The organism is Croceibacterium salegens (assembly GCF_009827435.1).
Lineage (GTDB): Bacteria > Pseudomonadota > Alphaproteobacteria > Sphingomonadales > Sphingomonadaceae > Croceibacterium_B > Croceibacterium_B salegens.
The window spans coordinates 31,302-45,189 of the sequence record NZ_WTYM01000046.1; the positions used below are offsets into that span (position 1 = coordinate 31,302).

The window sequence follows — 13,888 nt, forward strand, 5'->3', positions numbered from 1 at the left end:
AAGGTCAAGTCAGCTGCTTCGGGATTCGCCTGCATGAAACGCTTCGCAACCCTTCTTGCCGTGTCCGGCCTTGCCCTCGGCGCGGCGCCCGGCGCTGCCTGGGGGCCGACCGGCCATCGCATCGTCGCACAGATAGCGCAGGACAACGTCAGCGGCCAGACGCGGGCGCGGATCGAGCAGATTCTTGGCCATGAGCAATTGCCCGAAGGCGCGACCTGGCCCGACGAGCAACGATCGAGCCCGGACGTGTTCCTGAACAAGACGACATATCCCTGGCACTTCGTCACCCTGGCGCAACCGAACGAGGCGGCAGAAGACCTCGTCCACCCGCCCGAGGGCGATGCCGTCACCGCGATCGAACGATTTACCCGGACGCTGAGGGATCCCGCGGCGTCGCAAGGGGACAAGGCCGTTGCCCTGCGCTTCCTCGTCCACATCATCGGTGATCTCCACCAGCCGCTGCACGTCGGCAAGGACGGCGACCGCGGTGGCAACGACGTCAAGGTCCTGTGGCTGGACTTCCCCGTCCAGAAGAACTTGCACTGGGTGTGGGACGAAGGGATGATCGAGAAGCAGGGCCTCAGCTTCACCGAATACGCCGACCGCCTTGAAGCGCGCATGACGCCGCAGCAGGCCATCGACTGGTGGACCATCGACCCAAATGCGTGGATGGACGAGAGCATCTCCATCCGCAACCGGCTCTATCCCGAGCCGAGCGACAAGTACGGTGACGGAACCGTCGAAAACCCGTTCAAGCTCGAATACCACTACATCTACGACTGGAACCCGACGATGGAGCAGCGCCTGCAGCAGGCCGGAATCCGCACCGCGGCCTATCTCGACTGGGTGTTCGCCGGACCGTCAACCAATTGATTTCGTCATTGCGAGGGACCGCAGGTCCCGCGGCAATCCAGTGCGGCTGTGTGCAGCCCCGGATTGCTTCGCTATGCTCGCAATGAGGATCGAAGTCAGGTCCGAACGGCCTTCGCCACCTTGTCGAGCACCCCGTTGACGAACTTTGCCTCGCGCTCGTCGAAGAAGGCGTGGGCCACATCGACATATTCGCTGATCGCCGTGCCGACCGGCACGTCGGCGCGCGCCATCAGTTCGTAGGACCCGGCGCGCAGGATCTGCAGGAGGGTGCGGTCGAGGCGGGCGAGGCTCCAGCCCTCGGCCAGCCGCGCTTCGAGAAGCGCGTCGATCTCGTCGCCGCGGGCCAGCGTGCCGCTGACGAGATCGTCGAAGAAATCGACGTCGGCATCGGCATACTGGTCCTCGTCGATTTCGCGGCCGAGGCGGTGCTGGTGAAATTCGTTGAGCAGCTTCGCCAGCGCTGTGCCTTCCATGCACTGCTGGTAAAGCGCCTGTACTGCGGCCAGCCGGGCGGCGGAGCGGGATTGGGCGCGACCGCTCATGACAGGCGCAACCGGACAGAATTGGCGTGCGCAGGAAGCCCCTCGGCCTCGGCAAGGGCAATGGCAGCGGGTCCGATCGCCGCCAGCCCGGCCTCGCCCATCTCGATGAAGCTGGTGCGCTTCATGAAATCGAGCACCGACAGGCCACTGGCGAAGCGGGCGCGGCGCCCGGTCGGCAGGACATGGTTGGGGCCAGCGACGTAATCGCCAACCGCCTCGGGCGTGTGCCGTCCGAAAAACACGCTACCGGCGTGGCGGAGCTGGCCGAACATCGCCTCGGGTTCGTCGATCGCCAGTTCGACGTGCTCGGCGGCCAGCCGATTGGCCAGCGCCGGAGCCTCTGCAAGGTCGGGTACGACGATCATGACGCCGTGTTCGTCCCAGCTCGAGCGGGCGACGCGCTTGGTCGAGAGCATCGAACACTGCACGTCGATCCGGTCCTCGACCTGCTCGGCGAACTCGGCATCGTCGGTGATCAGGATCGACTGGCTCGACGGGTCGTGTTCGGCCTGGCTCAGCAGGTCGGCGGCAATCCAGTCGGGATCGTTCCTGCCATCGGCGATGACGAGGATCTCGCTCGGCCCGGCGACCATGTCGATCCCGACCATGCCGTAAAGCTGGCGCTTGGCCTCCGCGACAAAGGCATTGCCCGGGCCGGTGACGACGTCCACCGGCGCGATGCGATCGGTGCCGTATGCCAGCGCGCCAACCGCCTGGGCGCCGCCGACGCGCCAGATTTCCTCGATTCCCACGAGGTGCGCGGCGGCGAGGACGAGCGGGTTTATTTCACCCTTCGGTGTCGGCGTCGCAATGACCAGCCGTCCCACCCCGGCAACCTTGGCGGGTATGGCATTCATCAGCAGCGAAGAAGGGTAGGCCGCGCGCCCGCCGGGGACGTAGAGCCCGGCTGCGTCCACAGGCCGCCACTTCGCGCCGAGCCGCACCCCGGCATCGTCGGTGTAGTCGCGATCGCCGGGAAGCTGGACTTCGTGGTAGGAGCGGATCCGCGCGGCGGCGAGTTCGAGCGCGTCGCGCAGCTTGCCGTCGAGCGCCTTGAACGCCGCTTCGCAATCCTCGGGCGCGATGCGCCAGGTCGCCTGGTCGTCGGTCAGGAAATAGTTGTCGTAACGCGCCGACAGCTCGCGAAGCGCCTCGTCGCCGCGGCTGCGGACCTTTTCGAGGATGTCGGTGACGGTGCGGGCAACGTTCTCGCCGCTCTCGCGACGATCCTCGACCAGCCTTTCGAACTTCTTCGCGAAATCGGCGTCGGTGCTGTCGAGACGGAGCATCAGGCGGCCTTCACCGATACCTTGTCACGGAACTTCTCGACCAGTGCCGCGACGCGCGGGTCGGTCTTGAGCGCGGCGCGGTTGACGATGAGCCGGGCCGAAATGTCCATGATCGTCTCCACCTCAACCAGGCCATTGTCCTTGAGCGTGCGGCCGCTCGAGACGAGATCGACGATCTGGCCGGCAAGCCCCAGTCCCGGCGCAAGCTCCATCGCACCGTTCAGCTTGATGCACTCTGCCTGCACGCCCTTGCTTTCGAACCAGCGCTTGGTCAGGTGCGGGTACTTGGTGGCAACGCGGATGTGGCTGGCGTTGCCCGGATTGTATCGCGCCGCGTCCTTCGGTTCGGCGAGCGCCAGCCGGCAATGGCCGATGTCGAGATCGACGGGGGCGTAAAGCTCCGAAAACTCGAACTCCTCGATCACGTCCGACCCGACGATCCCGGCCTGCGCCGCACCGAAGGCGACGAAAGTGGCCACGTCGAAAGCACGCACCCGGATGAGCCGCGCCGCCCCGTCCTCGCAAGCGAACGAGAGCGCGCGGTTGCCCTTGTCGTGAAACGCGCTTTCCGGCACGAGGCCGGCGCGCGCCATCACGGGCAGCGCCTCGTCGAGTATGCGCCCCTTGGGCACGGCGAAGGTCAGCGGTTCGGCCATCGAGGGCGCAGATAGAGAGCAGCACAGGAAAGGGCAACGCCAATGGCTGACAAGCCGGTTATGGAAATTGCCGACGTACGCGAGGCAATCGACTGGCAGGCGACCCACAGCGAAAAGGCCGGCGCGCCATGCACCGGCCGGGTTATCCGCGCCGAACTGGCGATCCTCGACACCGATACCGCTACCGGGCGACGCATGGCCAACTGGCACGGCCTGTCCGTGGCCGACGCCATGCCGCTGCGCATTGCCGGCGGCCTGCACTGGCTTTTCCTCACCGGCGAGGACCGGCGGCTCGAGCCCGTTTACGCCGGGCTGCTGACCGACCAGGGGACAATCGACGCCATCGTCGCGGACATGGCGGTGAAGTACGACGCCCGGCTGATGCCGTGGCTCGACGGCCCGCCACAGACCAACGAGGCCGGCCGGTCCGCCAGCGTAATGGCAGGTTTGCTGTGGCTGTCGGGAGAGCTCGGGCCCAAGTTCGAGCTCAACGAGATCGGCGCCAGTGCGGGCGTCAACACGATGATGGGGCGCTATCGTTACGACCTCGGCGGGACCACGGCGGGGCCGAGCCTGTCACGGATGAAGATTGCCCCGGAATGGCGCGGCGCGCCGCCGCCGCAGAACCCGGTCGAGATAACCGCCGTGCGAGGTTGCGACCTGACTCCGATCGACCTGACCGATCCCGACCGGGCGCTGCGGCTCAAGGCCTACGTCTGGGCCGATGCGACCGAGCGCATGGCACGGCTCGATACCGCCATCGCCATGGCCCGGCAGGCCGCGCCGGACCTTGTGAAACAGGACGCGGTCGAGTTCGTGCGCGAGATGCTCGCACGCCCGCAGGAAGAGGGCGTCACCCGCGTGCTGTTCCACACGGTGATGTGGCAATACCTGCCCGATGCCTCGAAGGAGGCGATCAGCGAGATGATGGAGGCCGCAGGCACGGCAGGCGAGCCGACCCGGCCGCTGGCGTGGATATCGCTCGAAACAAACCGCGCGACCTTCGCCCACGAACTGCACGTCCGGTACTGGCCGGGTGGAGAGCAGGCGGTGCAGCTGACCACGGCCCATCCGCACGGCGCATGGGTCGAATGGCTTGGCGGCTAAGCCGAACTAGTTCATCCAGAAAGGCTTCCAGGGACGCTTGCTGTTGCGCGAGCCGCGCGCAAGCCGGCGTTCGTAACGGTGATAGCGGATCGTCAGGATGGACACGCCGATCACCGCGAAGATCAGGATCGCGGTGAGCACGGAAGCAATTTCATATCGCATCGTGGGCCTGCTCTCGAGTTTCGATTTCAATCGTTACCCGGTCGATTACCACGATTTGCTGCGCTGCAATAAGTGAATTTCGGATAAGCCTAGCATCGTTGGAGAAAGTCCTCCATCGCGGAATTGACGGCTTCAGGCGCTTCCCACGGCACGAAATGGCCGGATTGCGCAACCTCGATCACCGTCAAATCCGAGGCCCATTCACCCAATCCGGCGATATTGCAGGTCGGCAGGGCCTCGTCTTCCATGGCCCATACGACCAACGTCGGAATGGCGATTTTCGGCAACGGCAAGGTCCGGAAATCGGCAGACAGTTCGTATGTCGCGTCGAGCGGCGGCACCACGACCTGGCTCGCGCGGTACCAGTTGAGCATGGCGAAGGCGCGTGCTGGATCGGCCCATTCGGCCATCAGCGCGGCGCGCTCATCGTCGGGCATCGGCGAAGGCCGTTCCCAGTCGAGCGCCTTCAGCAGCACCGGGGCAAGGCCGTATTGCCGCACCAGATCGTCGTTCCCGGGATCGCGAAACACGCGCATGTACTGGCTCGCCTTGCGCTGCACCGGATCGAGCCAGAGCAGCTTCTGGAAAACCGCCGCGTGCGGCGCATTGGCGATCACCGCGCGCTCGACTCGGGTGCCCTGCCCCATCGCCGCGATCAGCCACGCAATCGCCCCGCCCCAGTCGTGACCGACGATCGTGAACTTGCCGATGTCCAGCGCATCGGCGAGCTGGAAGACGTCGCCGACCAGCTTTTCGGTCGTGTAATCGCTCACATCCTGCGGCAGGTCCGAAGCGCCGAAGCCGCGCTGGTCGGGCGCGATGCAGCGGAAACGGTCGGAGAAATGCGCGACCTGGTGGCGCCAGGTGCGGTGGTTCTCGGGAAAGCCATGCAGGAAGACCAGCGCCGGCGCATCGCGCGGTCCGGTATCCTCGACCGCGAGCGCGATACCCGAAGCGAGTTCGACGCGTTCCATCACGGGTTGCTGATCGTCAGCGGCTTTTCCGGAAGCGGGATGAATTCGACCTCGTCACCCGGCACCTTGCCGAAGCGGCCCTCCTTCCAGTCGGCCTTTGCCTGCTCGATCCGCTCGCGGCTGGAGGCGACGAAGTTCCACCACACGTGGCGCCGCTCGGGAAAGGCCTCGCCGCCGAGCAGCATGGCGCGACCGCCCGAAGCGGAGCGCAGCGTCATCGAGTCGCCCGGCTTGAGCACATAGAGCGTGTAAAGCTCCAGCGGCATGCCATCGAGGCTGCCCTCGCCGCCGACCAGCATGACCGCGCGCTCGTCCGCCTCGGCGTCGATCGGGATCGCTCCACCCGGCGCAAGCACGATCTCGGCGTAGATCGTCTCAGCGTAAGTAGTTGTCTGCGCGGCTTCGCCCCACAGGCTGCCCATGATCACCCGCGCCTCGGCCCCGCCGTCGGACACCAACGGCAGGTTGCTGACCGCTTCGAACGCCGGATCGATCTCCTCCTTGCCGTCGGGCAGCGCGAGCCAGGTCTGCATGCCGTAGAGCTTCGGTCCGGCCGCACGCTCGCTCGCCGGGCTGCGCTCGGAATGGACGATGCCCTTGCCCGCGGTCATTAGGTTCACCGTGCCCGGGTGGATTGTCGAATAGGTGCCGAGGCTGTCGCGGTGATCGATCGCGCCCTCAAACAGCCAGGTCACCGTGGCGAGGCAGATGTGCGGGTGCGGCCGCACGTCCATCCCCTCGCCGAGCGCCAGCTGCGCCGGGCCGAACTGGTCGACGAACACGAACGGCCCGACCATCCGCGCCTCGATGCTCGGCACGGCGCGGCGCACGGTGAAGCTGCCGAGATCGTGGCTGACGGGGGTGACCGACTTGATGATGCTCATGCAACGACTTCCCTGCGCGATTGCTTGCCCCGCAGAATCCAAACTGTCAGCGCGGAGAAAGCCAGTGCCATGGCGATTGCCAGCGCCCTTTCCCAAAGCGGTGGAGCGTAGTCGGCAATTGATGTGGCGAACGTGTTTGCACCTGTCTCGGGTGCGTACTCCTCGGTCCAGTTATTCCAATAGGCAATGCGGTAGGAGTGGCCATCATTCGGCAGGGCGCTGTCATCACCCACGATGAATTCTTCACCAGTCGGCACGATTGAAAGAGCGATGTGATCAGTCCCGCCATCCTTAGCCAACCGCTGAAAGCCGACATATTGGAAATCCTGCTTTGCCCCCCAGTCCTGCAGTTCAGCAGCGCTCGCCAGTCGCCCAAACTCTTTCCGGTAACGCTCTGTGAAATCGCCCATCTTGATCATGTCTGCATGCATGGCCTTCTGATCGGCCAAACTTTGACGCACGTTCTCGGTGTCGGTCGGTAGAAACCCAATCAAAAGGAACAATCCGGCAATCAGCGCGAACAGGAAAGCAGCAAGGCCGCGGAGCACAATCATTGCTCGTCGAGCTCCTCGTAGTGCCTGAAGATGCCGTCCTCGTTGAATTCCATCCGCCGCTCGCTGGCAAGGTAGTCCGCCACGCCGTCGATCTCGGGCAAGGCGGCTTGCAGGCCCTCGAGGTTGGCCCAGGTGCCCTGCATCTTCTTCATGTAGTTGGGGAACATGTAGTCGAGCCCCTCCATGACCTGGAACAGGCTGGTGTCGACGTGGGTCCACTGCTGGCCGAGCGAGTACGGTCCGCCGTGAACCGCCATGGCATTATCGAAATGAATCAGGAACTTGGGAATGCGATTGGCGCGGAATTCCTGCGCACGCTCGAAGGCGGCGTCCATCTGGTCGGCGTAGTAGAGGCTGCTGGCGATCGGGTGGTGGACCGAGTGCACCTCCGAAATTAAATCGCTGATGTCGAGCTGGAGCTGGATCAGCTGCAGGTCGGTCTCGAGTTCGCCCGAGCCGAGCCCGTACTTGTCGCTGAGATAGGCGAGGATGTGCGCAGTTTGGCCGATGCAAAGATCACCGTCGACGATGTACGGCGGCGCGAACGGGCGGATGCCGTCAAGCGCGTGCATGTGCTCGACCAGCGCGTCGGCATCCTGCTCGCGCGCCATGTCCTCATACTCGATCTCGGCGCCTTCCATGAACAGGCGGACGAACTCGCCGCGGCCGGGGATGTCGGGCCAGTACCAGAGTTCGATGCTCACGAGGCGTCCCCGGGCGCAATTGCGCGGATGGCGAGCGCGTGAACACGCTGTCCCGGTATGTCGCCAAGCGCTTCATTGACCATGCGCTGGCGGTCGAGCCGCGTCTTGCCGGCAAAGGCTGCGCTCTCGATCACCACGGTGAAGTGCGATTCGCCGCTGCCGTCGTCTCCGGCGTGGCCATGGTGCCTGGCGCTGTCGTTGATCACCGCCAAGTCGCTCGGCGCGAAGGCCTCGCGCAGCCGATTTTCGATTTCTTGTGCGAGCGGTCCGGCCAACGGGGGTTCCTTTCTGGGGCGAGTCTCCCCATCCTATAGCGGATGCGCAACCAAAGGTTCCACGGGCGGTTCGAGGAAAGTGGCCAGGGGTGCGAGGCACCGGGTTGCGGCGAACCAGGAGAGTTCCGTGCACCGGGCTCGCGCGGCGCGAGCTTCGACGGACCGGGCGACTGGCGCTGGTTCTGCCTCGACCACGTGCGCGAGTTCAACGCCGGGTACGACTGGTTCGAAGGCATGAGCGCCGACGAGATCTACGCCGCGCAATCTCCTGCCGCCGGATGGCGCACCGAGACAAAGGCGTTCCGAGCCGATGCCGGCGTCGACGGCGTGCCGCGCTGGGCCGACTTCGACGACCCGCTCGACGCGATCGGCGCCCGGGCCGGCGACATCAAGGCGCGAGCACGGGAGCGGGCCAGGGGCCGCGCCGAGTTCTCCCGCTTTACGCCGCAGGAACGCGAGGCGCTGGGGGTGATGGGCCTCGACCCGCAAGCGGACCGCACCAAGCTGCGCCGCCGGTACTCCGACCTGGTGCGGCAATACCATCCCGACCGCAATGGCGGCGACCGGACCCACGAGGGGCGGTTGCAACGTGTTGTCGAGGCCTACCAGTTGCTACGCCGGTCGGCGGCGTTCGCCTAGCCGCGCAGCGCGCGCCAACGGGCAGCGCCCTCCGCTCCGAACAAGTCATCGAGATCGTCGCGGCTGTAGAATATCTCGTAGGCGGCGGCGTGCTTGGGCAGGTCGAACCACGGCTGCTTGCTGCGCGTGAAGATGTGGACCCGCGGCGGACAGGCGTCGGGGTCTTCGAGCGTGCCGACGCGGACGAACGCCGCCTTCTCGCCCATCCCGCCGTAATGGCTCCACAGTGCGACCTTGCAGGCCAGGCAGCGGACAATCTTCTGCCCTTTGCCGCTGTTCGAAGGCGTATCGATCGTTTCCGGCGCGCCCGCCGTTACCCCGACGTGAGAGGTTTCGACGAGCCCGTTGAGCACGAAGGCGCTGCCTGTCTCGCGCTGGCAATCGCGGCAATGGCAGCAGTGCACGGCGAAGGGACGCTGCCCAGGATGTAACGGACACTGCCGCAGGCACACTGGCCCGCGAGCTCAGCCATTGCCCTGCATCCTCGCGATCTCGCCCATGTCGATCGCCTTGGCTTCCTTGTAGGCCGGACGCTGTTGGACCCGACCGGCGTAGGCAAGGAAGCTGTCGCGCTCCGGGAAGGACTTGAACTGCAACCCCCAGTCGACATGGCTGCCGACATAGACGTCGGCCATCGTGAACCGGTCGCCGCAGACGTAGTCGTGGGTCGAGAGCCAGCCGTCGAGCGCGTCCATCGTCCGTTCGTAGTTGCCGAAGCCGGCGGACATTTCCCGCTCGGGCGTCATCTCCCACCCGAACATCTTCGACGTCGCCGCCTGTTCGAGCGGACCGGCGGCAAAGAAGAACCAGCGGAAATAGTCGGCCGCCTCGTGCTCGCTGGGAGTGAGCTCTGCCCGCGGGTGGGTCAGCGCGAGGTAGTGGCACACCGCCGCCGACTCGCTCACGACGTGATCGTGGCTGCCGTGGTGATGGATGATCGTGGGCAGCTTGCCCATCGGGTTGGCGTCGAGCAGGGCCTGCGGCTTATTGCCCCATTCGACCAGTACGGGCTCGTAATCAGCCCCAACCTCATGCAGCGCCCAGCGCGCGATCTGCGCCCGGCTCATCGGATTATAGAAGAACGTGAAGGCGGCCATCGGTGATTCTCCCGCGACTCAGGGCTGGAACATTACGGGAACGTTCCAGCCGGGTCAATCGCGGAAGGGCACGCTTGTGCCCCGAGGGACGTGGATCAGCCGATCATCCGGTTCATCATGTCGAGTGCGCGCTTGATGCTCAGATAGGGCACCGCGCACTTGGCGTGATAGATGCCGTTGAGCTTCGTGAGCTTCTCGTCACCGGTCTGGAAATCGATGTGCTCGGTCGAATGATGCGGCTCGATCAGTCGTTGGCAGCTCACGCAGACGTCGGAATACGGCTCTCCGCGTCCCCCATCGTTCGACTTGATATCTATAAACATTTGGCGACCCCCCTAAGGTCCATTTCGTTATTCTATGCTCCCGGTCGGCGCATGCGCAGCATCTCGTACGATCGCTTCACCCGCATCACCGGTTCGGCGCAGGTCTCGTGATAGGTCCCGCCCAGCTTCTTCAGTGCCGGATTTGGAGAGGAGAAATCGATCGTCCGCGAGCGCTGCCCGACCAGGATTTCCTGCTTGCAGCTACGGCAGAATGGCCAGTTCGGCTCGCCGCCCGGTGCACCCGGAACGGATGTGTCTATGAACATATGCAACCCTTCGCTTGGCCCGGGTTCACCCGGGTCTCCGCTAAGTTGAGTAAGCCAAAGTGCATTTATGTAAGATTAGCGACAAGGGCGCGCGCCCGATTATCCCACGTCGAGAACGGAGCGCAGTCTGACCCGGAACGGCTGCCCCGTCAGTCGCGGACCGGCATGCCGGGCGGGAAATAGGGCCGGTAGGGCCGGGCATCTTCGACGCAGCGGACGACCGGCGGCAGGGCGAGCAGCTCGGCGCGCAGTGCCGTGATGCGGGGGCAGTCCTCGGGTATCCGCTCGCACCAGTCGGCGTAGAACAACGCCGGCGCGGCAGAGCAGGTGACCAGCGACACGTGGGGCGGCAGGGTGTGGTTGCCCAGCCAGCCTTCGAGCCAGGCATAGGCCCGGCGCAACCCCGCCTTGCCCGCGTGAACCTCGGCCATGTCGGGCTCGCCGACCACCGGCGTGTTACCGACCTCGGTGTTCGAAAGGTAGGCTCCGACAATGCGCTGGAAGTTCGACTGGAAATAGTTGTCGAACACCCGGTCGATCATCCGCGCCTCGGCGGCAATTGCCGGATCGGCCGGGATCAGCGGCGCCGGGCCGGGATGATGGACGGCGAGATATTCTATGATCGCCGTCGCCTCGATGACCACCGTGTCGCCGTCGGCCAGGATCGGAAACTTGCCTGCCGGGTGCTCGGCATGAACGAAGGCATTGACCTCGTCGCTGCCCGCGGGTCCGATCTCGCGAAACTCGAACTCGGTCCCGTTGGCGTAAAGCGGGATCAGCGCCTTCCAGGTGTAGGACGAGAACAGGTGCCCGTAGAGTTCCACGCCGCGCTCAGCCTGCCAGCGCTGCTTCGATTTTGGCAACGTCGATCTTGCGCATGGTCATCATGGCCTCGAAAGCTCGCTTGGCGGCGGCTTTGTCGGAGCTGGCGACTGCTTCGGTGAGCACGCGTGGGGTTATCTGCCAGGAAATGCCCCACCTGTCCTTGCACCACCCGCACGCGGATTCCTGCCCGCCATTGCCGACAATCGCATTCCAGTAACGGTCGGTTTCCTCCTGATCCTCGGTGTGGATCATAATCGAGAATGCCTCGTCGGGCTTGAAGTGTTCGCCACCGTTGAGGCCCACGCAGGGCAGTCCGCAAACGGTGAACTCCACTGTCAACGCGTCGCCTTCCTTGCCCGAGGGAAAATCGCCAGGAGCTCGATGGACCGCATGCACCGCGCTGTCGGGAAAGGTTTCGGCATAGAACTTCGCCGCATCTTCCGCGCCGCTCTGGTACCAGATGCAGTTGGTTGCCTTGTGGGCCATCGTCACTCCCCTTTCTTGCCGACGAATCCCACCCGCGCGCCGGCGGGATCGGTGGCAATGATGATCACGTCGTCGCCGGGCACTTCGTGGAGTCCGTTCAGCACCTTGCCGCCCGTGGCCTCGACCGCGGCTTGTGCCGCGCCGATGTCCAGCACTCGCAGGTAGAACTGCCACATCGTGGGCGCGCCTTCCGGCTTCATCGAACCGATCGCGCCGATCCCGGTGCCTTCGCATTCGAGGAAGTGGTAGGTGTTATCGCCCGGCATCGGCATCTCGCCGCTGATCGTCCAACCGAGCAGGCCGGTGTAGAACGCCTCCTGCCCCGGCGCATCGTCGGTATTGAGCTCGTTCCAAGCGACGTGGCCGACGCGCATCTGGTCGAACACATCGCTCTTCGCATCCGGATCGCCCTCGGGCGGAATCGGAAGCATCATGTAGAACGGCGCGCCCTGCGGGTCGGAGACCATGGCCATGCGCCCCACCGGCAGGTCGGTTGCCGGCATGTGCATCGCCCCGCCCGCCGCCTTCAGCGCCTCGATCGAGGCATCGACGTCGGCAACGTGGAAATAGGGAACCCAGGCGGGCTTCGTGCCGTGCGCGGCCATCTCTTCGCTCAACGTCAGTACGCCGCCTAGCGCGCCGCCGTCCGGGCGGATCATCATGCGGTATTCGGACCCGTTCGCCGAGCGGCCTCCGCCATCCGGAATCGTCCAGCCGCCGACGGCCTTGTAGAAACTCGCCACCGCGGCCGGGTCGGGAGTCATGAGTTCGTACCAGATGGGCATGCCGGTCATGGTTCAGTCCTTTCGCAAGGCGACGATGGGTTCAAAGGTCCCGACGATCATTCGTTTGCCGTCGAACGGGAAGCTGGTCATCGACTTGAACCGCTCATCCTCGTGGACCGCCTCGTGCGCCGCATCGGCGGTCGCCTTGTCGGGCCACAGGATCCAGCTGAAGACGATCTTCTCGCCTTCCTCGGCGGCGACCGCTCTGCGGAAGTCGGTCAGGGTGCCGTCGGGCACGTCCAGTTCCCAGCCTTCGAACACCTCGATCGCGCCGTGTTCGATCATCAGCTGGTCGTACCACTGCGCGAGTTCGAGGTACTCCTGCTTCTTCCCTTCGGGGACGGGGATCACGTAACCGTCAATCTGCATGGTCTCTCTCCTTCGGCGCCTGACCGCGGCTCAGTCGGCCTTGCGGACCACAAGCGGTTCGAACCCGCCGACGATCATGCGCTTGCCGTCGAACGGCATTTCGCCGCTGAACTGTTTCATGCGCTCGTCAGCCATCATCTTTTCGTGGCTCGCATCGGCGGCGGCCTTGTCGCGCCAGATGACCCACGAGAAGACAACCTTTTCGCCGTCCTTGAGGTCGACCGCGCGGCGAAAGTCGGTCTGCTTGCCGTCCTTGACGTCGTCTTCCCAAGCCTCGACGTGCTCGATCGCGCCGTAGTCCTTGGCGATTTCCCAGAATTTGCCGGCAACGTCGCTGTATTCGTCCTGCTTGTCAGCGGGCACGGGAACGACAAATCCATTGATGTACATCGGGCTTCTCCTCGTCAGGCCGCAGCGGCCGGCGGCGCTCCGGTGAAATCGTCGAGTTGGGCCTTGAGTGCCCGCTGGTAGGCCGGGCGCGCGGTGCCGCGTGCATGATACGCCTTGAGCGACGGAAATTCGCCGAGGAAATCGGTGTCGCGCAGACCGTTGAGCACGGTCACCATCATGATGTCCGCGATCGAGAATTCGCCCGCCAGCCAGTCCTTGTTACCGAGCGCGTCGGAGACCCGCTTCAGTTTCTGGCGGACCAGAGGGACGACGGCTTCCTTGGCGCCTTCGGTCCAGTCCTTGCCGGCGTTGAAGACATGATAGGCGAAGTAGCGCTGGAACGAGGGTTCGACGCTGTTGAGCCCGGCGAAGACCCAGGCGATCGCCTGCCAGCGCGCCTGCTCGTCTTTCGGCAACAACGCGCCGTGCTTTTCGGCGAGGTAGAGCAGGATGGCCCCCGTCTCGAACAGCTCGAGCTCGCCGTCGCGGAGTGCCGGGACCTGTTCGAACGGCTGCCAGTCGACGTAGCCCTCGGGCCGCGGCTGTCCGGCGCCGAACTTCTCGATCGCATAGGGCGCGCCGATTTCCTCGAACGCCCAGCGCACGCGCAGGTCGCGCACCAGACCCTTGGCGAAGTCGGGCACCCAGTCGAAGGCAGTGACGACGGGAGCGGGTTGGGTGGACATCG

22 protein-coding genes are annotated in these 13,888 nt (G+C 65.0%); 3 read left to right on the top strand and 19 right to left on the bottom strand.

Features of this window, described 5'->3' with window-relative positions; translation table 11 throughout:
• Positions 1-33 precede the first annotated feature (33 nt).
• Complete coding sequence (locus GRI89_RS11775; RefSeq protein ID WP_159795673.1) at positions 34-873, top strand: S1/P1 nuclease; 840 nt, start codon at positions 34-36, stop codon at positions 871-873.
• A gap of 95 nt (positions 874-968) precedes the next feature.
• Here the strand turns inward: GRI89_RS11775 and nusB are convergent, their stop codons facing one another.
• From nusB to hisG, 3 genes are read right to left on the bottom strand one after another with little or no spacing between them, the layout of a single operon-like run.
• On the bottom strand, positions 969-1,415 hold the full coding sequence (gene nusB, locus GRI89_RS11780) for a transcription antitermination factor NusB (RefSeq protein WP_159795676.1): 447 nt from the start codon (positions 1,413-1,415) through the stop codon (positions 969-971).
• The gene (hisD, locus tag GRI89_RS11785) at positions 1,412-2,704 is read right to left on the bottom strand and encodes a histidinol dehydrogenase (protein WP_159795679.1); all 1,293 of its coding nucleotides are present in this window, start codon (positions 2,702-2,704) and stop codon (positions 1,412-1,414) included. The genes nusB and hisD overlap by 4 nt, the downstream gene beginning before the upstream one ends.
• Positions 2,704-3,360 (bottom strand): ATP phosphoribosyltransferase, encoded by a 657-nt coding sequence (hisG, locus tag GRI89_RS11790; protein ID WP_159795682.1) that lies wholly within the window; start codon positions 3,358-3,360, stop codon positions 2,704-2,706. The genes hisD and hisG overlap by 1 nt, the downstream gene beginning before the upstream one ends.
• 42 nt (positions 3,361-3,402) lie before the next feature.
• Between hisG and GRI89_RS11795 the strand changes: the two genes are divergently transcribed.
• A complete protein-coding gene (locus tag GRI89_RS11795) occupies positions 3,403-4,467 on the top strand; it encodes a DUF2332 domain-containing protein (protein ID WP_235913299.1) in 1,065 nt (354 codons plus the stop codon).
• A 6-nt stretch (positions 4,468-4,473) separates the two neighbouring features.
• Here the strand turns inward: GRI89_RS11795 and GRI89_RS11800 are convergent, their stop codons facing one another.
• From GRI89_RS11800 to GRI89_RS11825, 6 genes are all read right to left on the bottom strand, one after another.
• Positions 4,474-4,629 (bottom strand): hypothetical protein, encoded by a 156-nt coding sequence (locus tag GRI89_RS11800; RefSeq protein ID WP_235913301.1) that lies wholly within the window; start codon positions 4,627-4,629, stop codon positions 4,474-4,476.
• 89 nt (positions 4,630-4,718) lie between these two features.
• A complete protein-coding gene (locus GRI89_RS11805; RefSeq protein ID WP_159795688.1) occupies positions 4,719-5,603 on the bottom strand; it encodes an alpha/beta fold hydrolase in 885 nt (294 codons plus the stop codon).
• Positions 5,603-6,487, bottom strand: coding sequence for a pirin family protein (locus GRI89_RS11810; protein WP_159795691.1), 885 nt, complete (start codon positions 6,485-6,487; stop codon positions 5,603-5,605). Before GRI89_RS11810 ends, GRI89_RS11805 begins: the two co-directional genes overlap by 1 nt.
• Complete coding sequence (locus GRI89_RS11815) at positions 6,484-7,041, bottom strand: hypothetical protein (RefSeq protein WP_159795694.1); 558 nt, start codon at positions 7,039-7,041, stop codon at positions 6,484-6,486. Before GRI89_RS11815 ends, GRI89_RS11810 begins: the two co-directional genes overlap by 4 nt.
• On the bottom strand, positions 7,038-7,745 hold the full coding sequence (locus tag GRI89_RS11820; protein WP_328598228.1) for a glutathione S-transferase: 708 nt from the start codon (positions 7,743-7,745) through the stop codon (positions 7,038-7,040). Before GRI89_RS11820 ends, GRI89_RS11815 begins: the two co-directional genes overlap by 4 nt.
• Positions 7,742-8,020, bottom strand: a complete 279-nt coding sequence (locus tag GRI89_RS11825) for a BolA family protein (RefSeq protein WP_159795697.1) — start codon at positions 8,018-8,020, stop codon at positions 7,742-7,744. Before GRI89_RS11825 ends, GRI89_RS11820 begins: the two co-directional genes overlap by 4 nt.
• Before the next feature lie 42 nt (positions 8,021-8,062).
• Here GRI89_RS11825 and GRI89_RS11830 point away from each other — a divergent pair, with 42 nt between their 5' ends.
• Entirely contained in the window at positions 8,063-8,659 is a 597-nt protein-coding gene (locus GRI89_RS11830) for a DnaJ domain-containing protein (RefSeq protein ID WP_159795700.1), read from the top strand.
• Here the strand turns inward: GRI89_RS11830 and GRI89_RS11835 are convergent.
• The 10 genes from GRI89_RS11835 to GRI89_RS11880 all read right to left on the bottom strand — a co-directional run bounded on the left by GRI89_RS11835 (position 8,656) and on the right by GRI89_RS11880 (position 13,886).
• Positions 8,656-9,111, bottom strand: a complete 456-nt coding sequence (locus tag GRI89_RS11835; protein WP_456236776.1) for a GFA family protein — start codon at positions 9,109-9,111, stop codon at positions 8,656-8,658. The two genes, GRI89_RS11830 and GRI89_RS11835, sit on opposite strands and share 4 nt — an antisense overlap.
• 12 nt (positions 9,112-9,123) lie before the next feature.
• Entirely contained in the window at positions 9,124-9,756 is a 633-nt protein-coding gene (locus tag GRI89_RS11840; protein WP_159795703.1) for a glutathione S-transferase family protein, read from the bottom strand.
• Positions 9,757-9,851: 95 nt separating this feature from the next.
• Positions 9,852-10,079: a hypothetical protein gene (locus tag GRI89_RS11845; protein WP_159795706.1), complete on the bottom strand. Its 228-nt coding sequence runs from the start codon at positions 10,077-10,079 to the stop codon at positions 9,852-9,854.
• A gap of 32 nt (positions 10,080-10,111) precedes the next feature.
• Positions 10,112-10,345 carry a hypothetical protein gene (locus tag GRI89_RS11850; RefSeq protein WP_159795709.1) on the bottom strand — a complete coding sequence of 78 codons (234 nt, stop codon included), beginning with the start codon at positions 10,343-10,345 and terminating at the stop codon, positions 10,112-10,114.
• A gap of 149 nt (positions 10,346-10,494) precedes the next feature.
• The gene (locus GRI89_RS11855; protein WP_159795712.1) at positions 10,495-11,208 is read right to left on the bottom strand and encodes a glutathione S-transferase family protein; all 714 of its coding nucleotides are present in this window, start codon (positions 11,206-11,208) and stop codon (positions 10,495-10,497) included.
• On the bottom strand, positions 11,177-11,656 hold the full coding sequence (locus GRI89_RS11860) for a VOC family protein (protein WP_159795715.1): 480 nt from the start codon (positions 11,654-11,656) through the stop codon (positions 11,177-11,179). Before GRI89_RS11860 ends, GRI89_RS11855 begins: the two co-directional genes overlap by 32 nt.
• A 2-nt stretch (positions 11,657-11,658) precedes the next feature.
• Positions 11,659-12,450, bottom strand: coding sequence for a VOC family protein (locus GRI89_RS11865; protein WP_159795718.1), 792 nt, complete (start codon positions 12,448-12,450; stop codon positions 11,659-11,661).
• A 3-nt stretch (positions 12,451-12,453) separates the two neighbouring features.
• Positions 12,454-12,810, bottom strand: coding sequence for a DUF1428 domain-containing protein (locus GRI89_RS11870; protein ID WP_159795720.1), 357 nt, complete (start codon positions 12,808-12,810; stop codon positions 12,454-12,456).
• Positions 12,811-12,840: 30 nt separating this feature from the next.
• Positions 12,841-13,200: a DUF1428 domain-containing protein gene (locus tag GRI89_RS11875; RefSeq protein ID WP_159795723.1), complete on the bottom strand. Its 360-nt coding sequence runs from the start codon at positions 13,198-13,200 to the stop codon at positions 12,841-12,843.
• Between the two features lie 14 nt (positions 13,201-13,214).
• Positions 13,215-13,886, bottom strand: coding sequence for a glutathione S-transferase family protein (locus GRI89_RS11880; RefSeq protein WP_159795726.1), 672 nt, complete (start codon positions 13,884-13,886; stop codon positions 13,215-13,217).
• Positions 13,887-13,888: the final 2 nt, after the last annotated feature.